Consider the following 16,983-nt stretch of genomic DNA (forward strand, 5'->3'; position numbering starts at 1 on the left):
TTGGATGAACCCATGCTCCAACTGATCCTCGGCGGCGCCCGCTCCGGCAAGAGTCGTCTGGCGGAAAAACTCGCCAGCGACAGCCATCTGGTGGTCACCTACATCGCCACCAGCCAACCGCTCGACGGCGAAATGAACCAGCGCGTCGCCCATCACCGCGCGCGCCGCCCGGTCGAATGGGCGTTGATCGAAGAGCCACTGGAACTGGCCCGCGTGCTGCGCGAATCCGCCGGCGCCGAGCGCTGCCTGCTGGTCGATTGCCTGACCCTGTGGCTGACCAATCTGCTCATGCTCGACGACACCGAACGTCTCGCCGCCGAGCGTGAAGCGCTGCTCGATTGCCTGGCGTCGTTGCCGGGCGAAATCATTTTTGTCAGCAACGAGACCGGAATGGGTGTCGTGCCGCTGGGCGAATTGACCCGCCGCTATGTCGATGAAGCCGGTTGGCTGCATCAAGCTCTGGCCGAGCGCTGTCAGCGAGTTGTCCTGACCGTCGCCGGCCTGCCCCTGACTTTGAAAGGACCTGCGTTATGAGCCCGACCTGGTGGCTGAACCCGTGCAAAACCGTGAACTCGGACATCATCGCGCAAGCGACCGAGCGCCAGCAGCAACTGACCAAACCGGCCGGTTCGTTGGGGCGCCTTGAATCGGTGGCCGTGCAACTGGCCGGTCTGCAAGGTCAGCTCAAGCCAACGCTGGATCAAGTCTGGATCGCGATTTTCGCTGGCGACCATGGCGTGGTAGCCGAAGGCGTATCGGCTTATCCGCAGGAAGTCACCGGGCAGATGCTGCTCAACTTTGTCAGCGGCGGCGCGGCGATCAGCGTGCTGGCGCGTCAGCTCGGCGCGCAGCTGGAAGTGGTCGATCTGGGTACGGTGAATCCGGCGCTGAATCTGCCCGGCGTTCGCCATCTGAACATTGGCGCGGGAACGGCGAACTTCGCTCAGAGCGCAGCGATGACTCGGGCGCAGGGCGAATCGGCCTTGCAGGCGGGTCGCGACAGCGTCTTGCGCGCGAAAGCCGCCGGCACCCAGTTGTTCATCGGCGGCGAGATGGGCATCGGCAATACCACGGCGGCCAGTGCGCTGGCCTGTGCCTTGCTCGATTGCCCGGTGGCGCACCTGACCGGCCCCGGTACCGGGCTGAATGCCGCTGGCGTCAGCCACAAGGCGCAAGTCATCGAACGCGCGCTGGCGCTGCATGCCGCACAGCGTGGCGATGCCTTGCAGACGTTGTTCAATCTTGGCGGTTTCGAGATTGCCGCGTTGGTTGGCGCCTATCTGGCCTGCGCGCAGGAAGGCATCGCGGTGCTGGTCGACGGTTTTATCTGCACGGTCGCCGCGCTGGTCGCGGTGCGCTTGAATCCGGCCTGTCGCGAGTGGCTGTTGTTCGGCCATCGCGGTGCCGAGCCGGGCCATCGCCATGTGCTGGAAACCTTGAGCGCCGAGCCGCTGCTCGAGCTCGGCCTGCGCCTGGGCGAGGGCAGTGGCGCAGCGTTGGCGGTGCCGTTGTTGCGCCTGGCGTGTGACCTGCACGGACAAATGGCGACGTTCGCCGAAGCGGCCGTGGCGGATCGCCCGGCATGAGCCTGCGCCTGGATCTGCTGCGCCACGGCGAAACGGAACTGGGCGGCGGCTTGCGCGGCAGCCTCGACGATGCGCTGACCGCAAACGGCTGGACGCAGATGCGTGCTGCGGTGGTCGAAGGCGGGCCGTGGGATCGCATTGTCAGTTCGCCATTGCAGCGCTGCGCGCGCTTCGCTGCTGAACTCGGCGAGCAACTGAACCTGTCCGTGCATCTGGACAAGGATCTGCAAGAGCTGCATTTCGGCGCGTGGGAAGGGCAGAGCGCGGCGGCGTTGATGGAAACGGACGCCGAAGCGCTGGGGCTGTTCTGGGCTGATCCCTATGGCTTCACGCCACCGCAAGGCGAGCCGGTCAGCGCGTTTTCCGCGCGGGTGTTGGCGGCGGTCGCGCGGTTGCAGGCGGCTTACGCCGGCGAACGGATTCTGCTGGTCAGCCACGGCGGCGTGATGCGTTTGTTGCTGGCGCAGGCCCGAGGTTTGCCCCGCGAGCAACTGCTCAATGTCGAAGTCGGCCACGGCGCGCTGTTTGCGCTGACGGTCGAGGCTGACGGCGCGCTCAAGGAAGGTCACTGAGATGTTACCGCTGTGGATCGCCTTGCAGTTTCTCAGCAGCCTGCCGATTCGCCTGCCGGGCATGCCCGAGCCGCAACAGCTTGGCCGTTCGCTGCTGTTTTATCCGCTGGTGGGATTGCTGTTCGGGTTGATCCTCTATGCGTTGAATCTGTTGTTGGCCAGCGCGCCGATGTTGCTCCATGCGGCGCTGTTGCTGACCGTGTGGGTATTGCTCAGCGGCGTGCTGCATCTCGATGGCTTGGCGGACAGCGCCGATGCCTGGCTCGGGGGTTTTGGTGATCGTGAACGTACGCTGACGATCATGAAAGATCCGCGCAGCGGGCCGATCGCGGTGGTCACGCTGGTGCTGGTGTTGTTGCTGAAATTCGCCGCGCTGCTGGCGCTGATCGAGCAAGCGCATACCCTGGCGCTGATCATCGTCCCGGTGCTCGGGCGGGCGGCGCTGTTGGTGTTGTTTCTGACTACGCCGTATGTGCGTGCGGGTGGCTTGGGTCAGGCGCTGGCCGATCATCTGCCGCGCAAAGCGGGGTGGTGGGTGCTGGGGTTGAGTGCGCTGGGCTGCGTGTTGATCGCGGGTATCGGCGCGGTGCTGATTTCGCTGGTTGGGTTTGTCTGGCTGCGGCGATTGATGATGCGGCGGTTGGGTGGGACTACCGGGGATACGGCAGGGGCGTTGCTGGAATTGCTGGAGATGGGGGTGTTGGTGGGGCTCGCTTTGGTCTGAAGGATTTGCGTAGATGATGCCGGCCCCTTCGCGAGCAGGCTCGCTCCCACCTTCGAAATGCAATCCCCTGTGGGAGCGAGCCTGCTCGCGAAGGCGGCCTCACCGGCAACAATGATGTTCAGAGTAAACTCATCTGTAACTTGATTTAACACACTCGCGGGTATATACACGCATCATGCTTCCTTCTCAGTGTTTGTGCACCAACCTGCGTCGCGCCGCGCGTGGCGTCAGCAGGCATTACGACGGCGCTCTCGATGGCTTCGGGATCAACGTTGCCCAGTATTCTCTGCTGTGCAATCTGCAGCGGCTGGAGCAACCGAGCATTTCCGAACTGGCTGAGGCCATGGGCCTGGATCGCAGCACGCTCGGACGCAATCTACGTGTGCTGGAGGGCGAAGGTCTGGTGGCGCTGGCCGAAGGCGAGGACATGCGCAACCGCATCGTGCGCCTCACTGAAACCGGCGTGCAGCGCCTGGCAGCGGCATTGCCGGCGTGGGAAGCGGCGCAACAGCGGCTGATCGACCGTCTCGGTGCCGAGAAGCGCGAAACCTTGCTCAAACTGCTCGACGAACTGGCCTGACGGCGGTTTTTTCGCGCTCAAGCGGGTATATACCCGTGACTGGAGAATAACAATGACATCGATGTGGCGTACGTGCGGTTGGGTGTTGCTGGGGAGTGCGCTGATCCTGGCGTTGTCATTGGGCGTGCGCCACGGGTTCGGTCTGTTCCTGTCGCCGATGAGCGCGCAGTTCGGCTGGGGTCGCGAAGTGTTTGCCTTCGCCATCGCCCTGCAAAACCTGATCTGGGGCCTGGCGCAGCCGTTCACCGGCGCCCTGGCCGACCGCTTCGGCGCGGCGAAAGTGGTGCTGGTCGGTGGGATCCTCTACGCGGCGGGCCTGGTGTGCATGGGCCTGTCTGATTCGGCAGTGACTCTGTCACTCAGTGCCGGTCTGCTGATCGGTATCGGTCTTTCGGGCACTTCGTTTTCGGTCATTCTTGGTGTTGTGGGTCGCGCTGTGCCGCCAGAGAAACGCAGCATGGGCATGGGTATCGCCAGTGCTGCCGGTTCGTTCGGCCAGTTCGCCATGTTGCCGGGCACGCTCGGGTTGATCGGCTGGCTCGGCTGGTCGGCGGCGCTGTTGGTGTTGGGCCTGCTGGTGGCGATGATTGTGCCGCTGGTGAGCATGCTCAAGGACAAACCACTGCCGGTTCTCGGCCATGAACAAACCCTCTCCGAAGCGCTGCGTGAGGCCTGCTCGCATTCGGGATTCTGGCTGCTGGCGTTCGGCTTTTTTGTCTGCGGGTTTCAAGTGGTGTTCATTGGCGTGCACTTGCCAGCGTATCTAGTGGATCAGCATCTGCCCGCCAGTGTCGGCACCACGGTGCTGGCATTGATCGGGCTGTTCAACATTTTCGGCACTTACACCGCTGGTTGGCTCGGTGGCCGCATGTCGAAACCGCGGCTGCTGACGGCGTTGTATCTGCTGCGCGCGGTGGTGATCGTGCTGTTCCTGTGGTTGCCGGTGACGACCACCACAGCGTATCTGTTCGGCATGGCCATGGGCTTCCTGTGGCTGTCGACGGTGCCGTTGACCAACGGTACGGTGGCAACCTTGTTCGGCGTGCGCAATTTGTCCATGCTCGGTGGCATCGTCTTTCTGTTCCATCAGCTCGGTTCGTTCCTTGGTGGCTGGCTGGGCGGGGTGGTGTACGACCGAACCGGGAGTTATGACTTGATCTGGCAAGTGGCGGTTCTCTTGAGCCTGCTCGCGGCGGCGCTGAACTGGCCGGTGCGCGAGCGTCCGGTGGCGCGCCTGCAAGCTGCGGCGAGCGCAGCATGAGCCGGATCTGCGCGCGATTCGCGCTGACCGCACTGGCTGCAGCGCTGTTGGCGCTGGTGTGGTGGGGCTGGCAACGCGGCGGTCTGGCGCTGATGCAGTTGGGCATGAGCATTTGCTAGATCGCAGCGTGGCGAGTAACGTCGAAGCCTGATGAATGCCCAAGGAAGTTCGACATGTTGATGCGCTGGTGTGCTGTTCCCGCGTTGCTGATGGCGTTGACTGGCCTGGCCCAGGCCGCCGATTGTCCTGAGCTGCTGCAAGGCTCGCTGCCCAAGCTGCGCGCCAAGGAATCCATCGATCTGTGCAAGCAGTACGCCGACAAACCGCTGGTGGTGGTCAATACCGCCAGCTTCTGCGGTTTCGCCCCGCAGTTCGAAGGCCTCGAGGCGCTGAACAAGCGCTATAAGGATCAGGGGCTGGAAATGCTTGGCGTGCCGTCGAATGACTTCAAGCAGGAGTCCAAGGACAGCGCGGAAACCGCCAAGGTCTGCTACGCCAACTATGGCGTGACCTTCAACATGACCGAGCCGCAGAAGGTCCGCGGCGATGACGCCACGCATCTGTTTCAGGTGCTGGCCGCGCAGAGCAATGCGCCGAAGTGGAACTTCTACAAGTATGTGGTCGACCGGCAGGGCAAGGTCGTGGCGAGTTTTTCCAGCTTGACCAAACCGGATGACCCCGAGTTTATCGCCGCGATCGAAAAGGCAATTGCCTCCAAACCGCTGAAGCCTTGATGGTCCTGTAGGAGCTGACGAGTGCAACGAGGCTGCGATCTTTTGTTCTTGAAATTCCAGGATCAAAAGATCGCAGCCTCGTTGCACTCGTCAGCTCCTACCGGTTTGTTCGATGCCCAGGCATGAAAAAGCCCCGCCTCTGTAAAGAGAGCGGGGCTTTTTCTTGGGCGAGGGGTTAGCCTCGCCACGGTGCATCAGAAGCGGTATGTCGCGCCGACACCGAAGCCGTTTGCCGAGTTTTCATACTTGGCATCGTAAGTCTGGCCACGCGCGTTTTCGTTGCGGATGTTGACCGACTCTTCTTTCAGGTACGAGTACGCGACGTCGATGGTCAGGTCGTCGGTCGGGCTCCAGCCGGCACCGATACTGAAGATGGTGCGGTCGCCAGTCGGGATACGCGGCGAGCGGTCTTCGTTATTGGTTGGCGACTGGTCGAAGGTCAGACCGGTACGCAGGACCCATTCCTTGTTCAACTGGTACGAGGTACCCACGGCATAGGCCCAGGAGTCATGCCAGTTCTGGTCTTCGTTGATCGAACCGAACTGACCGGCCAGCAGAGGCTGCACGCCGGAGTTCTTCACGGTGATCTTGTCCAGTTGGCTCCAGCGGGTCCAGGTGGTGCCGGCGTAGACGTTCCAGCGATCGTTGATCGCCTGGGTGACCGACAGGTCCACGGATTCCGGCGTGGTGATCTTCAACGAAGCGTCGTACTTCTGGTTGGCGCCAACGCCCACCAGCGCCAGAGCGTTGTAGTTGACCTTGGTGTCGCCTTCGAGCTTGTAGTCGACCTTGGAGTGATAGGTCAGGCCGACACGGGTGGTGTCGGTGGCCTGGACCAGCAAGCCGACGTTGTAGCCCAGCGCGGTGTCGTCACCCTTGATCTTGACCTTGCCGTCCGGCAGTGCCTGGGTGATCGACAGGTTGGATTCCAGCGAGCCGTCGATACGGTTGATGGTCGGGCCGAAACCGATCGACACCTTGTCGTTGAAGGCGTAGCTGACGGTTGGCTGGAAAGTGATGACTTGCACTTCGGACTTGCTGCCGAAGTAACGACCGGCGAAGCCGTTTTCGTAATCCGTGATCAGGCCGAACGGTACGTACACACCGAGGCCGAATGCCCAGTGATCATCGATCGGTTTTACATAGAAGCCCATCGGTACGGCAGTGAGGGGCACCATGTCGCCCTTGTTGCTGCCGCCATTAGGGCTGGAGCTGGTATCGCTGATATCGGTATGCGCGTCGACCAGGGCGACGCCGCCGGTGACTTGTTCGCGCTTGATGCGCGCCATGCCGGCCGGGTTGCCATAAACAGTGCTTGCGTCGTCGGCAGAAGAAGATCGCCCGGCAAAACCAGTCCCCATCCCACTGATGCTTTGTTCGTTGAGGGCAAAACCTGCCGCGAAGATTTGTGTGGAGGCAAGGGTAACGGCGAGGCTAAGGGTGGTTTTGAGCATGACTTTTTTCATTATTAGAACTCCTGGTGATCACCGGGGCGAAAATTACCAACATTTTCGTCCCAGCGCTATAGCTTGTAAGCCTTGAGTTAGAGCGGTTTTGTAGGACAATCCGACCAAAATGGCGACTTGTTGCGAGAACTTGTGAAACCGCCCGGTCAGCAAGCGACCTGATTCAACGGTGAAACACAGGTTTGCCAGGCATAGGTGAAGTCGCGCAAACGGCCTTGCGGTTGAAAGGTCTGGCGCCAGATGCGCGCCATGCCGAGCAGGTCGGTCGGAGCGGGGAGGATGGGGTTCTGTTCTTCTACCAGCAGCCAGGCGATGGCCGTGGCGTAACGCAGATTGACGGTCAGTTCCAGATGCGGGCCGCTAAGGAATGCATGCTGACTGGCGAGGCCGCGCACCAGGCTGGCGCGCTCCGGGTCGAGCGCCAGATAATCGTCCCAGAGCGCCTGATGGCGATGCTCGGCAATCCGGTAGAGGCCGTGGCCACGGCGGTCGTGCAGGGCAGAGCCGAGGGCGGATTGGCTGGCAGCGATACCCAGCAGCAGGGATTCGGCGGTTGCGCAGTGGCGTCCCAGATAGATCAATGTGGGACGGATCACATAGCGGCACAGTTCGCTGGCAGCGATACCCATAACACCCTCGGTTCTTATTGTTGAGGGCGAGTCCTGAAGGGGCTTTGGCAGCAGTGGATCGAATCAGGCTCGCCGCAAGCGGGTCAAGCCGCTTGAGTTGAAGTGTAGTGTCATATTCAGCTTGTAAAGGCCTGTTTTTAAAATATTTCCGCCATCGCATCCCGGGCGTTAGATCGGAACATGCTTAGAAGCGTTGCGCTGAAAGTGAAATATCAGGCAATAAAAAGCCCCGCTTTTCAGCAGGGCTTTGCTTTTGCAGCCTGTCCGGCTTTCAGGCAACCAGTGCCTGACGGGTACGCTCGATCACGGCCTGCAGCGGTTCGGCGCTGGAGTATTGATCGGGGTACAGACGCTCGCTGTGACGAGCGATACCGTGTTCATTGACTACGGTGAAGCTGAAGCAGCCTTTGCGAGCGGCCATGATCAGGCAGTTCATTGGAGCAAAAGCGTTGGTTAGGGTGCGAATGGCATCCTGAGTCTGGATTTGAGTAGACATAGTTATTAGGTGTTCCTACAAATGACACGGATAAGAACCGTGCAACGTTAAAACGTTCCAGTAACGTTGATCACCATTGATCGAACGAAGAACCCGACTGGAACAAAGCAGCCAGTTTGAAGCGCTGATAAGTGAGCGCGCTTGGGCTGGCAGGTAGGTACTTAGGAGGACAGGCATCACAGCGAGGGCAAAGGTTCTGGGCCCGGGGTGAAGATCCTGATCAATTTGCAGGTTGGTTCGGTCAGAGTAAGTGTTCTTGGCAACGCCCTTTGTTTTCGTTCAAAGGCAGCGTCGTCACAAGAGTTACCTGGAAACCATCGAGGGGTCGTTCCCGCTTTTTTCGGCAGTGTCTTCCTGTTGGAAGTTGACCGTGGGAGATGTTCGACCGGAATTGACTTTCAGCTTGGTACTAACGCCGCGGATAGTAACGGATTCGTTCGGGCGAAGCAAACCCCATGACGAAAAAAGCTTCGCACGGAATGTTCGTGTCACACCGTCCGTCGGCGTGCATGCTTTTCGCAGAGCCTTTCGGGCGTTCGCAGCTGCGCAAAATGACCCGAAAAAGCGCACGTATATAACCGGCGCACAGGTACTTGTGCACATTAGTTGCGCAGAGCGTAACGCAACTGTCACATCGATCCTGACTCCAGTCGCTGCCTGTATCAAAAGTTTAAGTCAATGAAAAATATCGTCTTTTTTTGTTGGTGAAAAAATCGTCAGTTTGACTGCGAGCCCCATTCCATAAGGCTTTGCGAGGATCACAGAGCGGTTGTCCACTGACTTATCCACAGCTTCTGTGGATTGTCCCTAGCGCTTGCTCTAGGACGGGCGTGCCGGGTTTTTTTTCGACTTTACCTGTAAGAAAAAGAGAGTAAAGTGGCGCGCCTTCCGATCTGTCCCGCAGTGCTTTATGAAGTTTCGCTCAGTATCAGACTCTGTTACCTCCAATCCGACCTCTGTTACCGCTCCCAAGCGTTTTTCCGTACGTGTGGCTGAGTGGCTGCTAGATGCGCCGCGCCTGAGCGACAGCCCCAGCGCCAAACACCTCGCGGGCCGCCTGCTCAAGCAACCGGCCCGTGAAGGTGTAGTCGCTGCGCAAAGCCGTCTCGGCCAATTGATCTGCCGTGAGTGCGGCAATGCCCGTGACCGGCGTATCGGCCAGGAGCTGCTGCGTCAGGCCGCCCGCGCCGGCGACCGTCGCGCACAGCAGGAACTCGGTCTGATCGAAGACTGAGCTGTCCAAGCCCAGACACCTTGGTTAACCTTCAGGCTTTATCCGATTGGCAGGAGTCGCTATGGCTATGGACTTGACCAGCATATTGCTTGGTCTTGCGGCAGCAGGGGTGCCGCTGCTGGCGCTGGCTTGGCAACTGCAACGCCGGGCCAGCAATGCCCAGGCCGATCTGGCCTTGCTCGAAGAGCGCCTGGCCATGGCGCAACTGGCCCAGGACGGCCTCACCGCGCAGCTTGAAGCGAGCCGCGACGAGATCGCCGACCTCGGCCAGGCCAACGCTGCCAAACAGGCAGACCTCGCCGCCCTGCGCCGCGAAGTTGAATTGCTGCAGATCGAGCGCGATGACGCCCGCGATGCCTCCCACGCCTGGAACCTCGAACGCGCCAACAAGGACGCTGAGTTGCGCCGCCTCGACGCCCACGCTGCCTCGCTGAGTGCCGAACTGCGAGAGCAACAGGAAAGCCATCAACAACGTCTCAACGACCTGCAAGGCTCGCGTGATGAGCTGCGTGCGCAGTTCGCCGAGCTGGCCGGCAAGATCTTCGATGAGCGTGAGCAGCGCTTTGCCGAAACCAGCCAGCAGCGGCTCGGGCAGTTGCTCGATCCGTTGAAAGAGCGCATTCAGTCCTTTGAAAAACGCGTGGAAGAAAGCTATCAGGCCGAAGCCCGCGAGCGCTTCTCGCTGGCCAAGGAGCTGGAGCGTTTGCAGGCATTGAATCTGCGTCTGAGCGACGAAGCGACCAACCTGACTCGCGCGCTCAAGGGCCAGAAAACCCAAGGCAATTGGGGCGAACTGATCCTCGAGCGCGTTCTTGAGCATGCAGGTCTGGAGAAGGGCCGCGAGTATCAGACTCAGGTCAATCTCAAAGGCCCGGACGGTGAGCGTTTCCAGCCCGATGTAATCATTTATCTGCCCGGCGACAAGCAAGTCGTGGTCGACTCGAAAGTCAGCCTCACCGCGTATCAACAGTATGTTGCGGCAGATGACGACACGTTGGGGCAGATCGCGATTAAGCAGCACGTGTTGTCGCTGCGCAATCATGTCAAAGGTTTGGCCGGCAAGGATTACAAGCGCCTGGAAGGCCTGCACAGCCTCGATTTCGTCTTGCTGTTCGTGCCGATCGAAGCGGCATTTTCCGCTGCGTTGCAGGCTGAGCCGTCGCTGTTTCAGGATGCTTTCGACCGCAATATCGTGATCGTCAGTCCGACTACGCTGTTGGCCACGCTGCGGGTGATCGACAGTCTGTGGAAGCAGGAGCGCCAGAGCCAGAACGCCCGGGAAATCGCCGAGCGCGCGGGTTGGCTGTATGACAAGTTCGTGTTGTTTATTCAGGATCTGGACGAAGTGGGCAATCGTCTGCAGCAACTGGACAAGGCTTACAGCTCAGCGCGCAACAAGCTGACAGAGGGGCGCGGTAATCTGGTCAGCCGCAGTGAGCAGTTGAAGTTGCTCGGTGCGCGGGCGAGCAAGAGCTTGCCGGCGGATTTGCTGGAGCGGGCGATGACTGATGTTGATGGGTTGGTTGAGTTGCCTGAGTAGGCGTCGTTTTTTGGGCTGATTTTGGGGGCATATCCGTTGCTGCGGTCGTGGCGGCTGGCGGTTTCGCCCTTACGGCGAGTCACCTTTTTCAAACGCCAAAAAGGTAACCCAAAAGGCTTGCTCCTACGTTCGGCCCTCGCAGGCTCGGGTCCCTTCGCTCCGGGATCGATCCGGGCGCAGCGGCTACGGTTTGCTTCGCTGCACCTCCTTCCGCTGTGTCTGGCTGCGCCAGACGGTCGCTGCGCTCCCTCGCCCGGATCAATCCCTCCACTCAGCCTTCCGACGTCGCCGGTGGATCAAGATCAAAAGCGTTACTCGAGCTTGCGCTCATTGTTGAGTGGGGCGGCTTCGCCGCGGGCAGCTGCGCTGCCTTGCTTTTGCTTTTGTGGGAGCGAGCCTGCTCGCGAAGGCAATCTGCCGACCAACCATTTCACTCAGATATCGACGGTCCAACTGTAGGAGCTGCCGAAGGCTGCGATCTTTTGCTCTTGCTCTTGCTCTTGCTCTTGCTCTTGCTCTTGCTCTTGCTCTTGCTCTTGCTCTTGCTCTTGCTCTTGCTCTTGCTGTTCTGTGGGAGCGAGCCTGCTCGCGAAGGCGTCTGCAAGGTCACCTTCTACAACGGCAAATACCGACTCAGCAGTGCCCGCAACGCTGCCGGCTTCACCGGTTTGGCCAGATAATCAAGCCCCGCCGCATGCACTTGCGCTACGGTCTCCGGGCGTCCATCCGCGCTGATTACCACGCCGGGTACCGGCTCGCCCAGGCGCGTGCGCAACCACGCCATCAGCTCTGTGCCGGTATCGCCGTGGTCGAGGTGATAGTCGACCAGCGCCAGTTGCGGCCGCACACCTTCATTCAATATCGCTGCGCATTCTTCGCGATTGCGCGCCGTCCACACCTGGCAGCCCCAGCGGCTCAACAGGCTGTTCATGCCGATCAGGATGCTGTCTTCGTTATCGATGCACAGCACCTGCGCGCCGCTGAGCATTTTGCTGTTCGGTTCGACCGAGGCGCTCGCCGCAGGTGTTTGCGTGCGCGCCAGCGGTACCGTCACGCTGAATACACTGCCGCGCCCCGGCCAGGAACGAACGCGCAAGGTATGCCCGAGCACGCGGCACAAGCCGTCAGCGATCGCCAGACCCAGGCCCAGACCTTTTTCGGCGCGGGTCTGGTGGCTGTCGAGGCGTTTGAATTCTTCGAAAATCACTTGTTGTTTGTCTTCCGGAATCCCCGGGCCGCGATCCCAGACTTCCAGACATAACTCGCCACTGCGCCGACGCACGCCCAGCAGCACCGGGCCTTTGGCATAGCGGAAAGCGTTGGTGAGGAAGTTTTGCAGGATTCGCCGCAGCAGTTTGATGTCGCTGTCGATGCGCAATTGACTGCCGCGCACCCGGAACGTGAGCTTTTGCTCTTGGGCCAGCGCCTTGAACTCCGCGCCTAGGGTGTCGAACAGTTCATTGACGACGAACGCTTTGCGGTCCGGGTTGATCTTGCCGTTTTCCAGGCGCGAGATGTCCAGTAGATCGCTGATCAGGTCTTCCGCCGAACGCAACGAGCTGTCGAGGTGTTGCACCAGCTGCTGCGCCTCTGCGCTCAAGCCTTCGTTCTGGTGGGAGAGGGCGGCGGAGAACAGTCGCGCGGCGTTCAGCGGTTGCATCAAGTCGTGGCTGACGGCGGCGAGGAAGCGGGTTTTCGACTGGTTGGCCGCCTCGGCATTGCCCTTGGCTTCGGTGAGCGCGACGTTGAGTTGCGACAGTTCCTGGGTGCGCTCGCTGACCCGTTGCTCGAGCCCTTCGTTCGCCTCGGTCAGCGCCTGTTCGGCTTCGCGGAACGCGGTAATGTCGGTGAAGCTCATGACAAATCCGCCGCCGGGCATCGGGTTGCCGATCAGCTCGATCACCCGGCCATTGGGAAACAGCCGTTCGGAAGTGTGCGCGCGGCCCTGACGCATCCAGTGCAAGCGTCGCGCGACGTGCACTTCCGCTTCGCCGGGGCCGCACAAACCGCGTTCGGCGTTGTAGCGAATGATGTCGGCAATCGGCCGGCCGACGCTGATCAGGCCGTCGGGGTAGTTGAACAGCTCCAGATAACGCCGGTTCCACGCCACCAGTTTCAGCGACTGGTCGACCACGCTGATGCCCTGGGTGATGTTCTCGATCGCGCCTTGCAGCAGCGCTCGGTTGAACTGCAGCACTTCCGAGGCTTCGTCAGCGATTCGGACTACGTCCTCCAGCTGCATTTCCCGACCTTCGATGGCGGCTTTTACTACAGCGCGCGTCGAAGAAGCGCCGAGGACACCGGCCAGCAAACGTTCGGTATGGGCGATCCATTCACTGTCGGCGTTCTGGTTGGGGTTGAAACCCTTGCCCTGACGGTAGGCGAAGCGAATGAAGCTCTGCCGCGCGCGTTCTTCGCCGACGAAACGCGCCGCCAGTTGCAGCAGATCGTCGATCTGCACCGCCAGCATTGAACGAGCATTAGGCCGCGCGCTGATTTCCTGACCGATAAAACGCCCGGCCTGCCAGTGTTCCGAAACCCGCGTGCGCGAGAGCACCGAGACCCAGGCGAACAGGGTGAAATTACCCGCCAGCGACAACACCACGCCTTGGGTCAGCGGCGTAATCGGCAGGTTCAGCGGATTACTATGCAGCCACGCCAACCCCGGAAAACTCGCCAGCGACCAGCCGAGACTGTGCGCGGCAATCGGCAGTACCAGCGTGTAAAACCACAGAAACGTGCCGGTGGCGAGGCCGGCGAACACGCCCCGGCGGTTGGCCTGTTTCCAGTACAGCGCGCCAAGCATCGCCGGCGCCAGTTGCGTTACCGCCGCGAAAGCGATCTGGCCGATGGTCGCCAGGCTCGCGGTCGAGCCAAGCAAGCGATAACTGACGTAGGCCAGCAGCAGAATCACCACGATGCTCACGCGGCGCACCGAGAGCATCCACTGGCGGAACACTTCGAACGGGCGCTCGGCGTTGTTGCGGCGCAACAGCCACGGCAACAGCATGTCGTTGGAAACCATGGTCGACAGTGCGACGCTGGCGACAATCACCATGCCGGTCGCTGCCGATGCGCCACCGATAAACGCCAGCATCGCCAGCGCCGGATGGGCCTGGGCCAGCGGCAGGCTGATCACGAACGAGTCGGGCAGTACATCGCTGGGCAGCATCATCTGACCGGCAAGGGCGATCGGTACTACAAACAATGCGGCCAAAGCCAGATAGGCGGGGAACACCCATTTCGCCAGACGCAGATCCTGCGGGTCGATGTTCTCCACCACGGTGACGTGAAATTGCCGGGGCAGGCAAATGATCGCCATCATCGCCACGCCGGTCTGCACCACCATCGATGGCCAATTAATCGTTTCCTTCCAGTACGCCTCAAGGCGCGGGGCGAGCATCGCCTGATTGAACAGGTCGTCGAAACCGTCATACAGGCCGTACGTGACGAAGGCGCCGACGGCGAGAAAGGCGAACAGCTTGACCAGCGATTCGAAGGCAATCGCCAGCACCATGCCACGGTGGTGTTCGGTGGCGTCGAGGTTGCGCGTACCGAAAACGATGGTGAACAGGGCTAGCACCAGCGACACGATCAGCGCCGTGTCCTGGGCGCGGGTGCCCATGGCATCGGCGCCGGCGCCGATCAGCAGGTTCACGCCAAGGACAATGCCTTTGAGTTGCAGGGCAATATAGGGCAACACGCCGACCAGACAGATCAGCGCCACAACCACCGCCAGCGATTGTGATTTGCCGTAGCGCGCGGCGATGAAGTCGGCGATGGAGGTGATGTTCTCCTGTTTGCTGATCATCACCATTTTCTGCAGGACCCACGGCGCGCCGACCAGCAGCAGGATCGGCCCGAGGTAGATCGGCAGGAATGACCACAGTTGTTCCGCCGCCTGACCGACCGCGCCGAAGAACGTCCAACTGGTGCAGTAAACCGCCAGCGACAGGCTGTACACCCAAGCGCGCACCCGTGGCGGCAACGGCGTGCTGCGACGGTCGCCGTAGAAGGCGATGGCGAACATGATGGCCATATAGGCCAGGGCAACGACGGCGATCAGCCCGGTGGACAACGACATGCAGCACTCCCGACAAAAGACTCCCCGGCACTCCTGCCCGGGCGGACAGTCTCGCACGCGCGCGGCGGTTAGTCAGTGTCGACCAAGGTCGTGGCGTGGCGGGGTGTCGCAGGCGGGGTACCGGGTGGTTTTTGTGGTGCCCGGGCGGGCCTCTTCGCGAGCAGGCTCGCTCCCACTTTCTGGAATGCATTCCCTTGTGGGAGCGAGCCTGCTCGCGAAGGCGTCAGTCCTGCCGCAATGCAATATCGATCAACCGATGCAACTCATCCACCTCCAGCGCCGTGGCCGAAAACAGAATCCGGAACACCACCGGCGCCACCATCAGATTGATCAAGCGATCGACACTCGGTGTGTTTTCATCCGGATAGCGATCGACAATGGTCTGCAACTGCGCACCAATGATCGCCACGCAATAGCCCGGCGTAGCGCTGGCCTGCACATCGCGCATCATGTTGCGCCCGACTTCCGAACTCATCTCGTCGAGATATTGCTCGGCCCAGGCGCGGATATCGCCGCGCAGGCTGCCAGTGTTCGCCGGTTCGCTGTCCGGGCGCATGCGGGCGAGGGCGACGTCGGCGAGTAATGCCGCCAGATCACCCCAGCGGCGGTAGATCGTCGACGGCGTAACCCCTGCGCGGGCGGCAATCTGCGGGACGGTCACGGTGGAACGTTCCTGCTCTTGCAGCAGCGCGTTGACAGCCGAATGAATCGACTCTTGTACCCGGGCACTGCGGCCCCCGGGGCGTAAACCTTCTTTAATAGCCATGCGGCAGACCTTAACACAAAGAATTTGCTTTAAGCGCTGGGCGGTAGCACACTGCGCAAAAGCAAAAAATTAGCTTTTGCGGAGTATGCCCATGACCAGCCCCTTAAATAGTGTCGCTTCCCACCAGTCGAGCTTGTGGTTTCTGGCGATCACCTTACTCAGTTTTCTCGCCGCTTCCACCGCGCCGACGCCGTTGTATCACTTGTATCAGGATCAGCTGCATTTCTCGGCAGCGATGTTGACGCTGATCTTCGCCGTTTACGCTTTCAGTCTGTTGGCGGCGTTGCTGACGGTTGGTTCGCTTTCCGACCATCTCGGACGCAAACCGGTGATCTTCAGTGCAGTGCTGCTCAATGCGCTGGCGATGCTGCTGTTCATTTATGCCGACAGCGTGTCGTGGTTGATCAGCGCACGGGTGCTGCAAGGTTTCGCCACCGGCATGGCCACTGCCGTATTGAGTGCAACGCTGCTCGACACCGATCGTCAGCAGGGGCCGCTGATCAACAGTGTCGCGCCGTTACTCGGGATGGCTTTGGGCGGTTTGGGCTGTGGCTTGCTGGCAGAATTCGCACCAGCGCCGTTGCAGCTGACCTATTGGTTACTGTTGGCACTGTTTGTGTTGCAAGGCGTGTATGTCTGGCGCCTGCCGGAAAGTGTCTCGCGGCAAGGTGGGGCGCTGGCGTCGTTGCGGCCGACCCTGCACGTGCCGGTGCAAGCGCGTTCAACGTTGTGGCGAGTGCTGCCGCTGAACACCGCAACCTGGGCGCTCGGAGGTTTTTATGCCTCGCTGGCACCGTCGTTGGTGCGCACGGCCACTGGCTCTACCTCCAATCTGATCGGCGGCGCTACGGTCGCGGCGCTCACCGTGACCGGTGCGTTGATGATTTTCATGATGCGCAATCGTCCGGCCGCTCAGGCGTTGCGGCTGGGTGCGAGCTTGCTGCCGATCGGGCTGGTCCTGATCCTCCTCGGCGTGCATGGCGCCAGTCTGTCGCTGTTTTTCTTCGGCACCCTGGTCGCCGGTTGCGGCTTCGGTTCCGGTTTCCTCGGTGCGGTGCGCAGTCTGGTGTCGCTGGCTTTGCCGCATGAACGAGCCGGGTTGATGTCGGCTTATTACGTGCTCAGTTATCTGGCGTTCTGTTTGCCGGCATTGCTTGCCGGGCACCTGGCGCGCAGTTTCGGGTTGCTGGCGACCACTGATGGTTACGGCGTTGTATTGATCGTGCTGGCCGTGGCTGCGCTGCTGCTCAGTCTGCGTCCGCAGACAGGCAGAGTTTGCAGCGCTCCTTAAGCGCGTGTAGATACTTATCT

16 protein-coding genes are annotated in these 16,983 nt (G+C 60.9%); 11 read left to right on the forward strand and 5 right to left on the reverse strand.

Annotated elements, in window-relative coordinates:
- Positions 1–12 precede the first annotated feature (12 nt).
- From cobU to AB9L16_RS07570, 8 genes are all read left to right on the forward strand, one after another.
- Positions 13–534, forward strand: coding sequence for a bifunctional adenosylcobinamide kinase/adenosylcobinamide-phosphate guanylyltransferase (cobU, locus tag AB9L16_RS07535; protein ID WP_375123308.1), 522 nt, complete (start codon positions 13–15; stop codon positions 532–534).
- Positions 531–1,586 carry a nicotinate-nucleotide--dimethylbenzimidazole phosphoribosyltransferase gene (cobT, locus tag AB9L16_RS07540; protein WP_375123309.1) on the forward strand — a complete coding sequence of 352 codons (1,056 nt, stop codon included), beginning with the start codon at positions 531–533 and terminating at the stop codon, positions 1,584–1,586. Before cobU ends, cobT begins: the two co-directional genes overlap by 4 nt.
- Positions 1,583–2,158, forward strand: a complete 576-nt coding sequence (cobC, locus tag AB9L16_RS07545) for an alpha-ribazole phosphatase family protein (protein ID WP_056783946.1) — start codon at positions 1,583–1,585, stop codon at positions 2,156–2,158. The genes cobT and cobC overlap by 4 nt, the downstream gene beginning before the upstream one ends.
- Before the next feature lies 1 nt (position 2,159).
- Positions 2,160–2,882 (forward strand): adenosylcobinamide-GDP ribazoletransferase, encoded by a 723-nt coding sequence (locus AB9L16_RS07550; RefSeq protein WP_375123310.1) that lies wholly within the window; start codon positions 2,160–2,162, stop codon positions 2,880–2,882.
- 175 nt (positions 2,883–3,057) lie between these two features.
- Positions 3,058–3,462, forward strand: a complete 405-nt coding sequence (locus AB9L16_RS07555; RefSeq protein WP_016773714.1) for a MarR family winged helix-turn-helix transcriptional regulator — start codon at positions 3,058–3,060, stop codon at positions 3,460–3,462.
- 52 nt (positions 3,463–3,514) lie between these two features.
- The gene (locus AB9L16_RS07560) at positions 3,515–4,723 is read left to right on the forward strand and encodes an MFS transporter (RefSeq protein ID WP_056783951.1); all 1,209 of its coding nucleotides are present in this window, start codon (positions 3,515–3,517) and stop codon (positions 4,721–4,723) included.
- On the forward strand, positions 4,720–4,842 hold the full coding sequence (locus AB9L16_RS07565; RefSeq protein ID WP_256584315.1) for a hypothetical protein: 123 nt from the start codon (positions 4,720–4,722) through the stop codon (positions 4,840–4,842). Before AB9L16_RS07560 ends, AB9L16_RS07565 begins: the two co-directional genes overlap by 4 nt.
- A gap of 54 nt (positions 4,843–4,896) precedes the next feature.
- The gene (locus AB9L16_RS07570) at positions 4,897–5,457 is read left to right on the forward strand and encodes a glutathione peroxidase (RefSeq protein WP_041479535.1); all 561 of its coding nucleotides are present in this window, start codon (positions 4,897–4,899) and stop codon (positions 5,455–5,457) included.
- 194 nt (positions 5,458–5,651) lie between these two features.
- Here the strand turns inward: AB9L16_RS07570 and AB9L16_RS07575 are convergent, their stop codons facing one another.
- The 3 genes from AB9L16_RS07575 to AB9L16_RS07585 all read right to left on the reverse strand — a co-directional run bounded on the left by AB9L16_RS07575 (position 5,652) and on the right by AB9L16_RS07585 (position 8,048).
- Positions 5,652–6,923, reverse strand: coding sequence for an OmpP1/FadL family transporter (locus AB9L16_RS07575; protein WP_056783953.1), 1,272 nt, complete (start codon positions 6,921–6,923; stop codon positions 5,652–5,654).
- 146 nt (positions 6,924–7,069) lie between these two features.
- The gene (locus AB9L16_RS07580; protein WP_073472662.1) at positions 7,070–7,552 is read right to left on the reverse strand and encodes a hypothetical protein; all 483 of its coding nucleotides are present in this window, start codon (positions 7,550–7,552) and stop codon (positions 7,070–7,072) included.
- A 271-nt stretch (positions 7,553–7,823) separates the two neighbouring features.
- On the reverse strand, positions 7,824–8,048 hold the full coding sequence (locus AB9L16_RS07585; protein ID WP_016773719.1) for a hypothetical protein: 225 nt from the start codon (positions 8,046–8,048) through the stop codon (positions 7,824–7,826).
- 910 nt (positions 8,049–8,958) lie between these two features.
- Here AB9L16_RS07585 and AB9L16_RS07590 point away from each other — a divergent pair.
- Both AB9L16_RS07590 and rmuC read left to right on the forward strand, forming a co-directional pair.
- Positions 8,959–9,282 (forward strand): hypothetical protein, encoded by a 324-nt coding sequence (locus tag AB9L16_RS07590; RefSeq protein ID WP_024012181.1) that lies wholly within the window; start codon positions 8,959–8,961, stop codon positions 9,280–9,282.
- A 175-nt stretch (positions 9,283–9,457) separates the two neighbouring features.
- On the forward strand, positions 9,458–10,822 hold the full coding sequence (rmuC, locus tag AB9L16_RS07595) for a DNA recombination protein RmuC (RefSeq protein WP_163012219.1): 1,365 nt from the start codon (positions 9,458–9,460) through the stop codon (positions 10,820–10,822).
- Between the two features lie 613 nt (positions 10,823–11,435).
- On the opposite strand, the gene AB9L16_RS07600 is transcribed toward rmuC, so the two are convergent.
- Together AB9L16_RS07600 and AB9L16_RS07605 are read right to left on the reverse strand one after the other, a co-directional pair.
- Complete coding sequence (locus AB9L16_RS07600) at positions 11,436–14,906, reverse strand: NahK/ErcS family hybrid sensor histidine kinase/response regulator (RefSeq protein ID WP_375123311.1); 3,471 nt, start codon at positions 14,904–14,906, stop codon at positions 11,436–11,438.
- Positions 14,907–15,129: 223 nt separating this feature from the next.
- The gene (locus tag AB9L16_RS07605; protein WP_375123312.1) at positions 15,130–15,672 is read right to left on the reverse strand and encodes a TetR/AcrR family transcriptional regulator C-terminal ligand-binding domain-containing protein; all 543 of its coding nucleotides are present in this window, start codon (positions 15,670–15,672) and stop codon (positions 15,130–15,132) included.
- Between the two features lie 91 nt (positions 15,673–15,763).
- Here AB9L16_RS07605 and AB9L16_RS07610 point away from each other — a divergent pair, with 91 nt between their 5' ends.
- Positions 15,764–16,963, forward strand: a complete 1,200-nt coding sequence (locus tag AB9L16_RS07610; RefSeq protein ID WP_375123313.1) for an MFS transporter — start codon at positions 15,764–15,766, stop codon at positions 16,961–16,963.
- Positions 16,964–16,983: the final 20 nt, after the last annotated feature.

This window comes from Pseudomonas sp. LW8, assembly GCF_041956865.1.
GTDB lineage: Bacteria > Pseudomonadota > Gammaproteobacteria > Pseudomonadales > Pseudomonadaceae > Aquipseudomonas > Aquipseudomonas siliginis.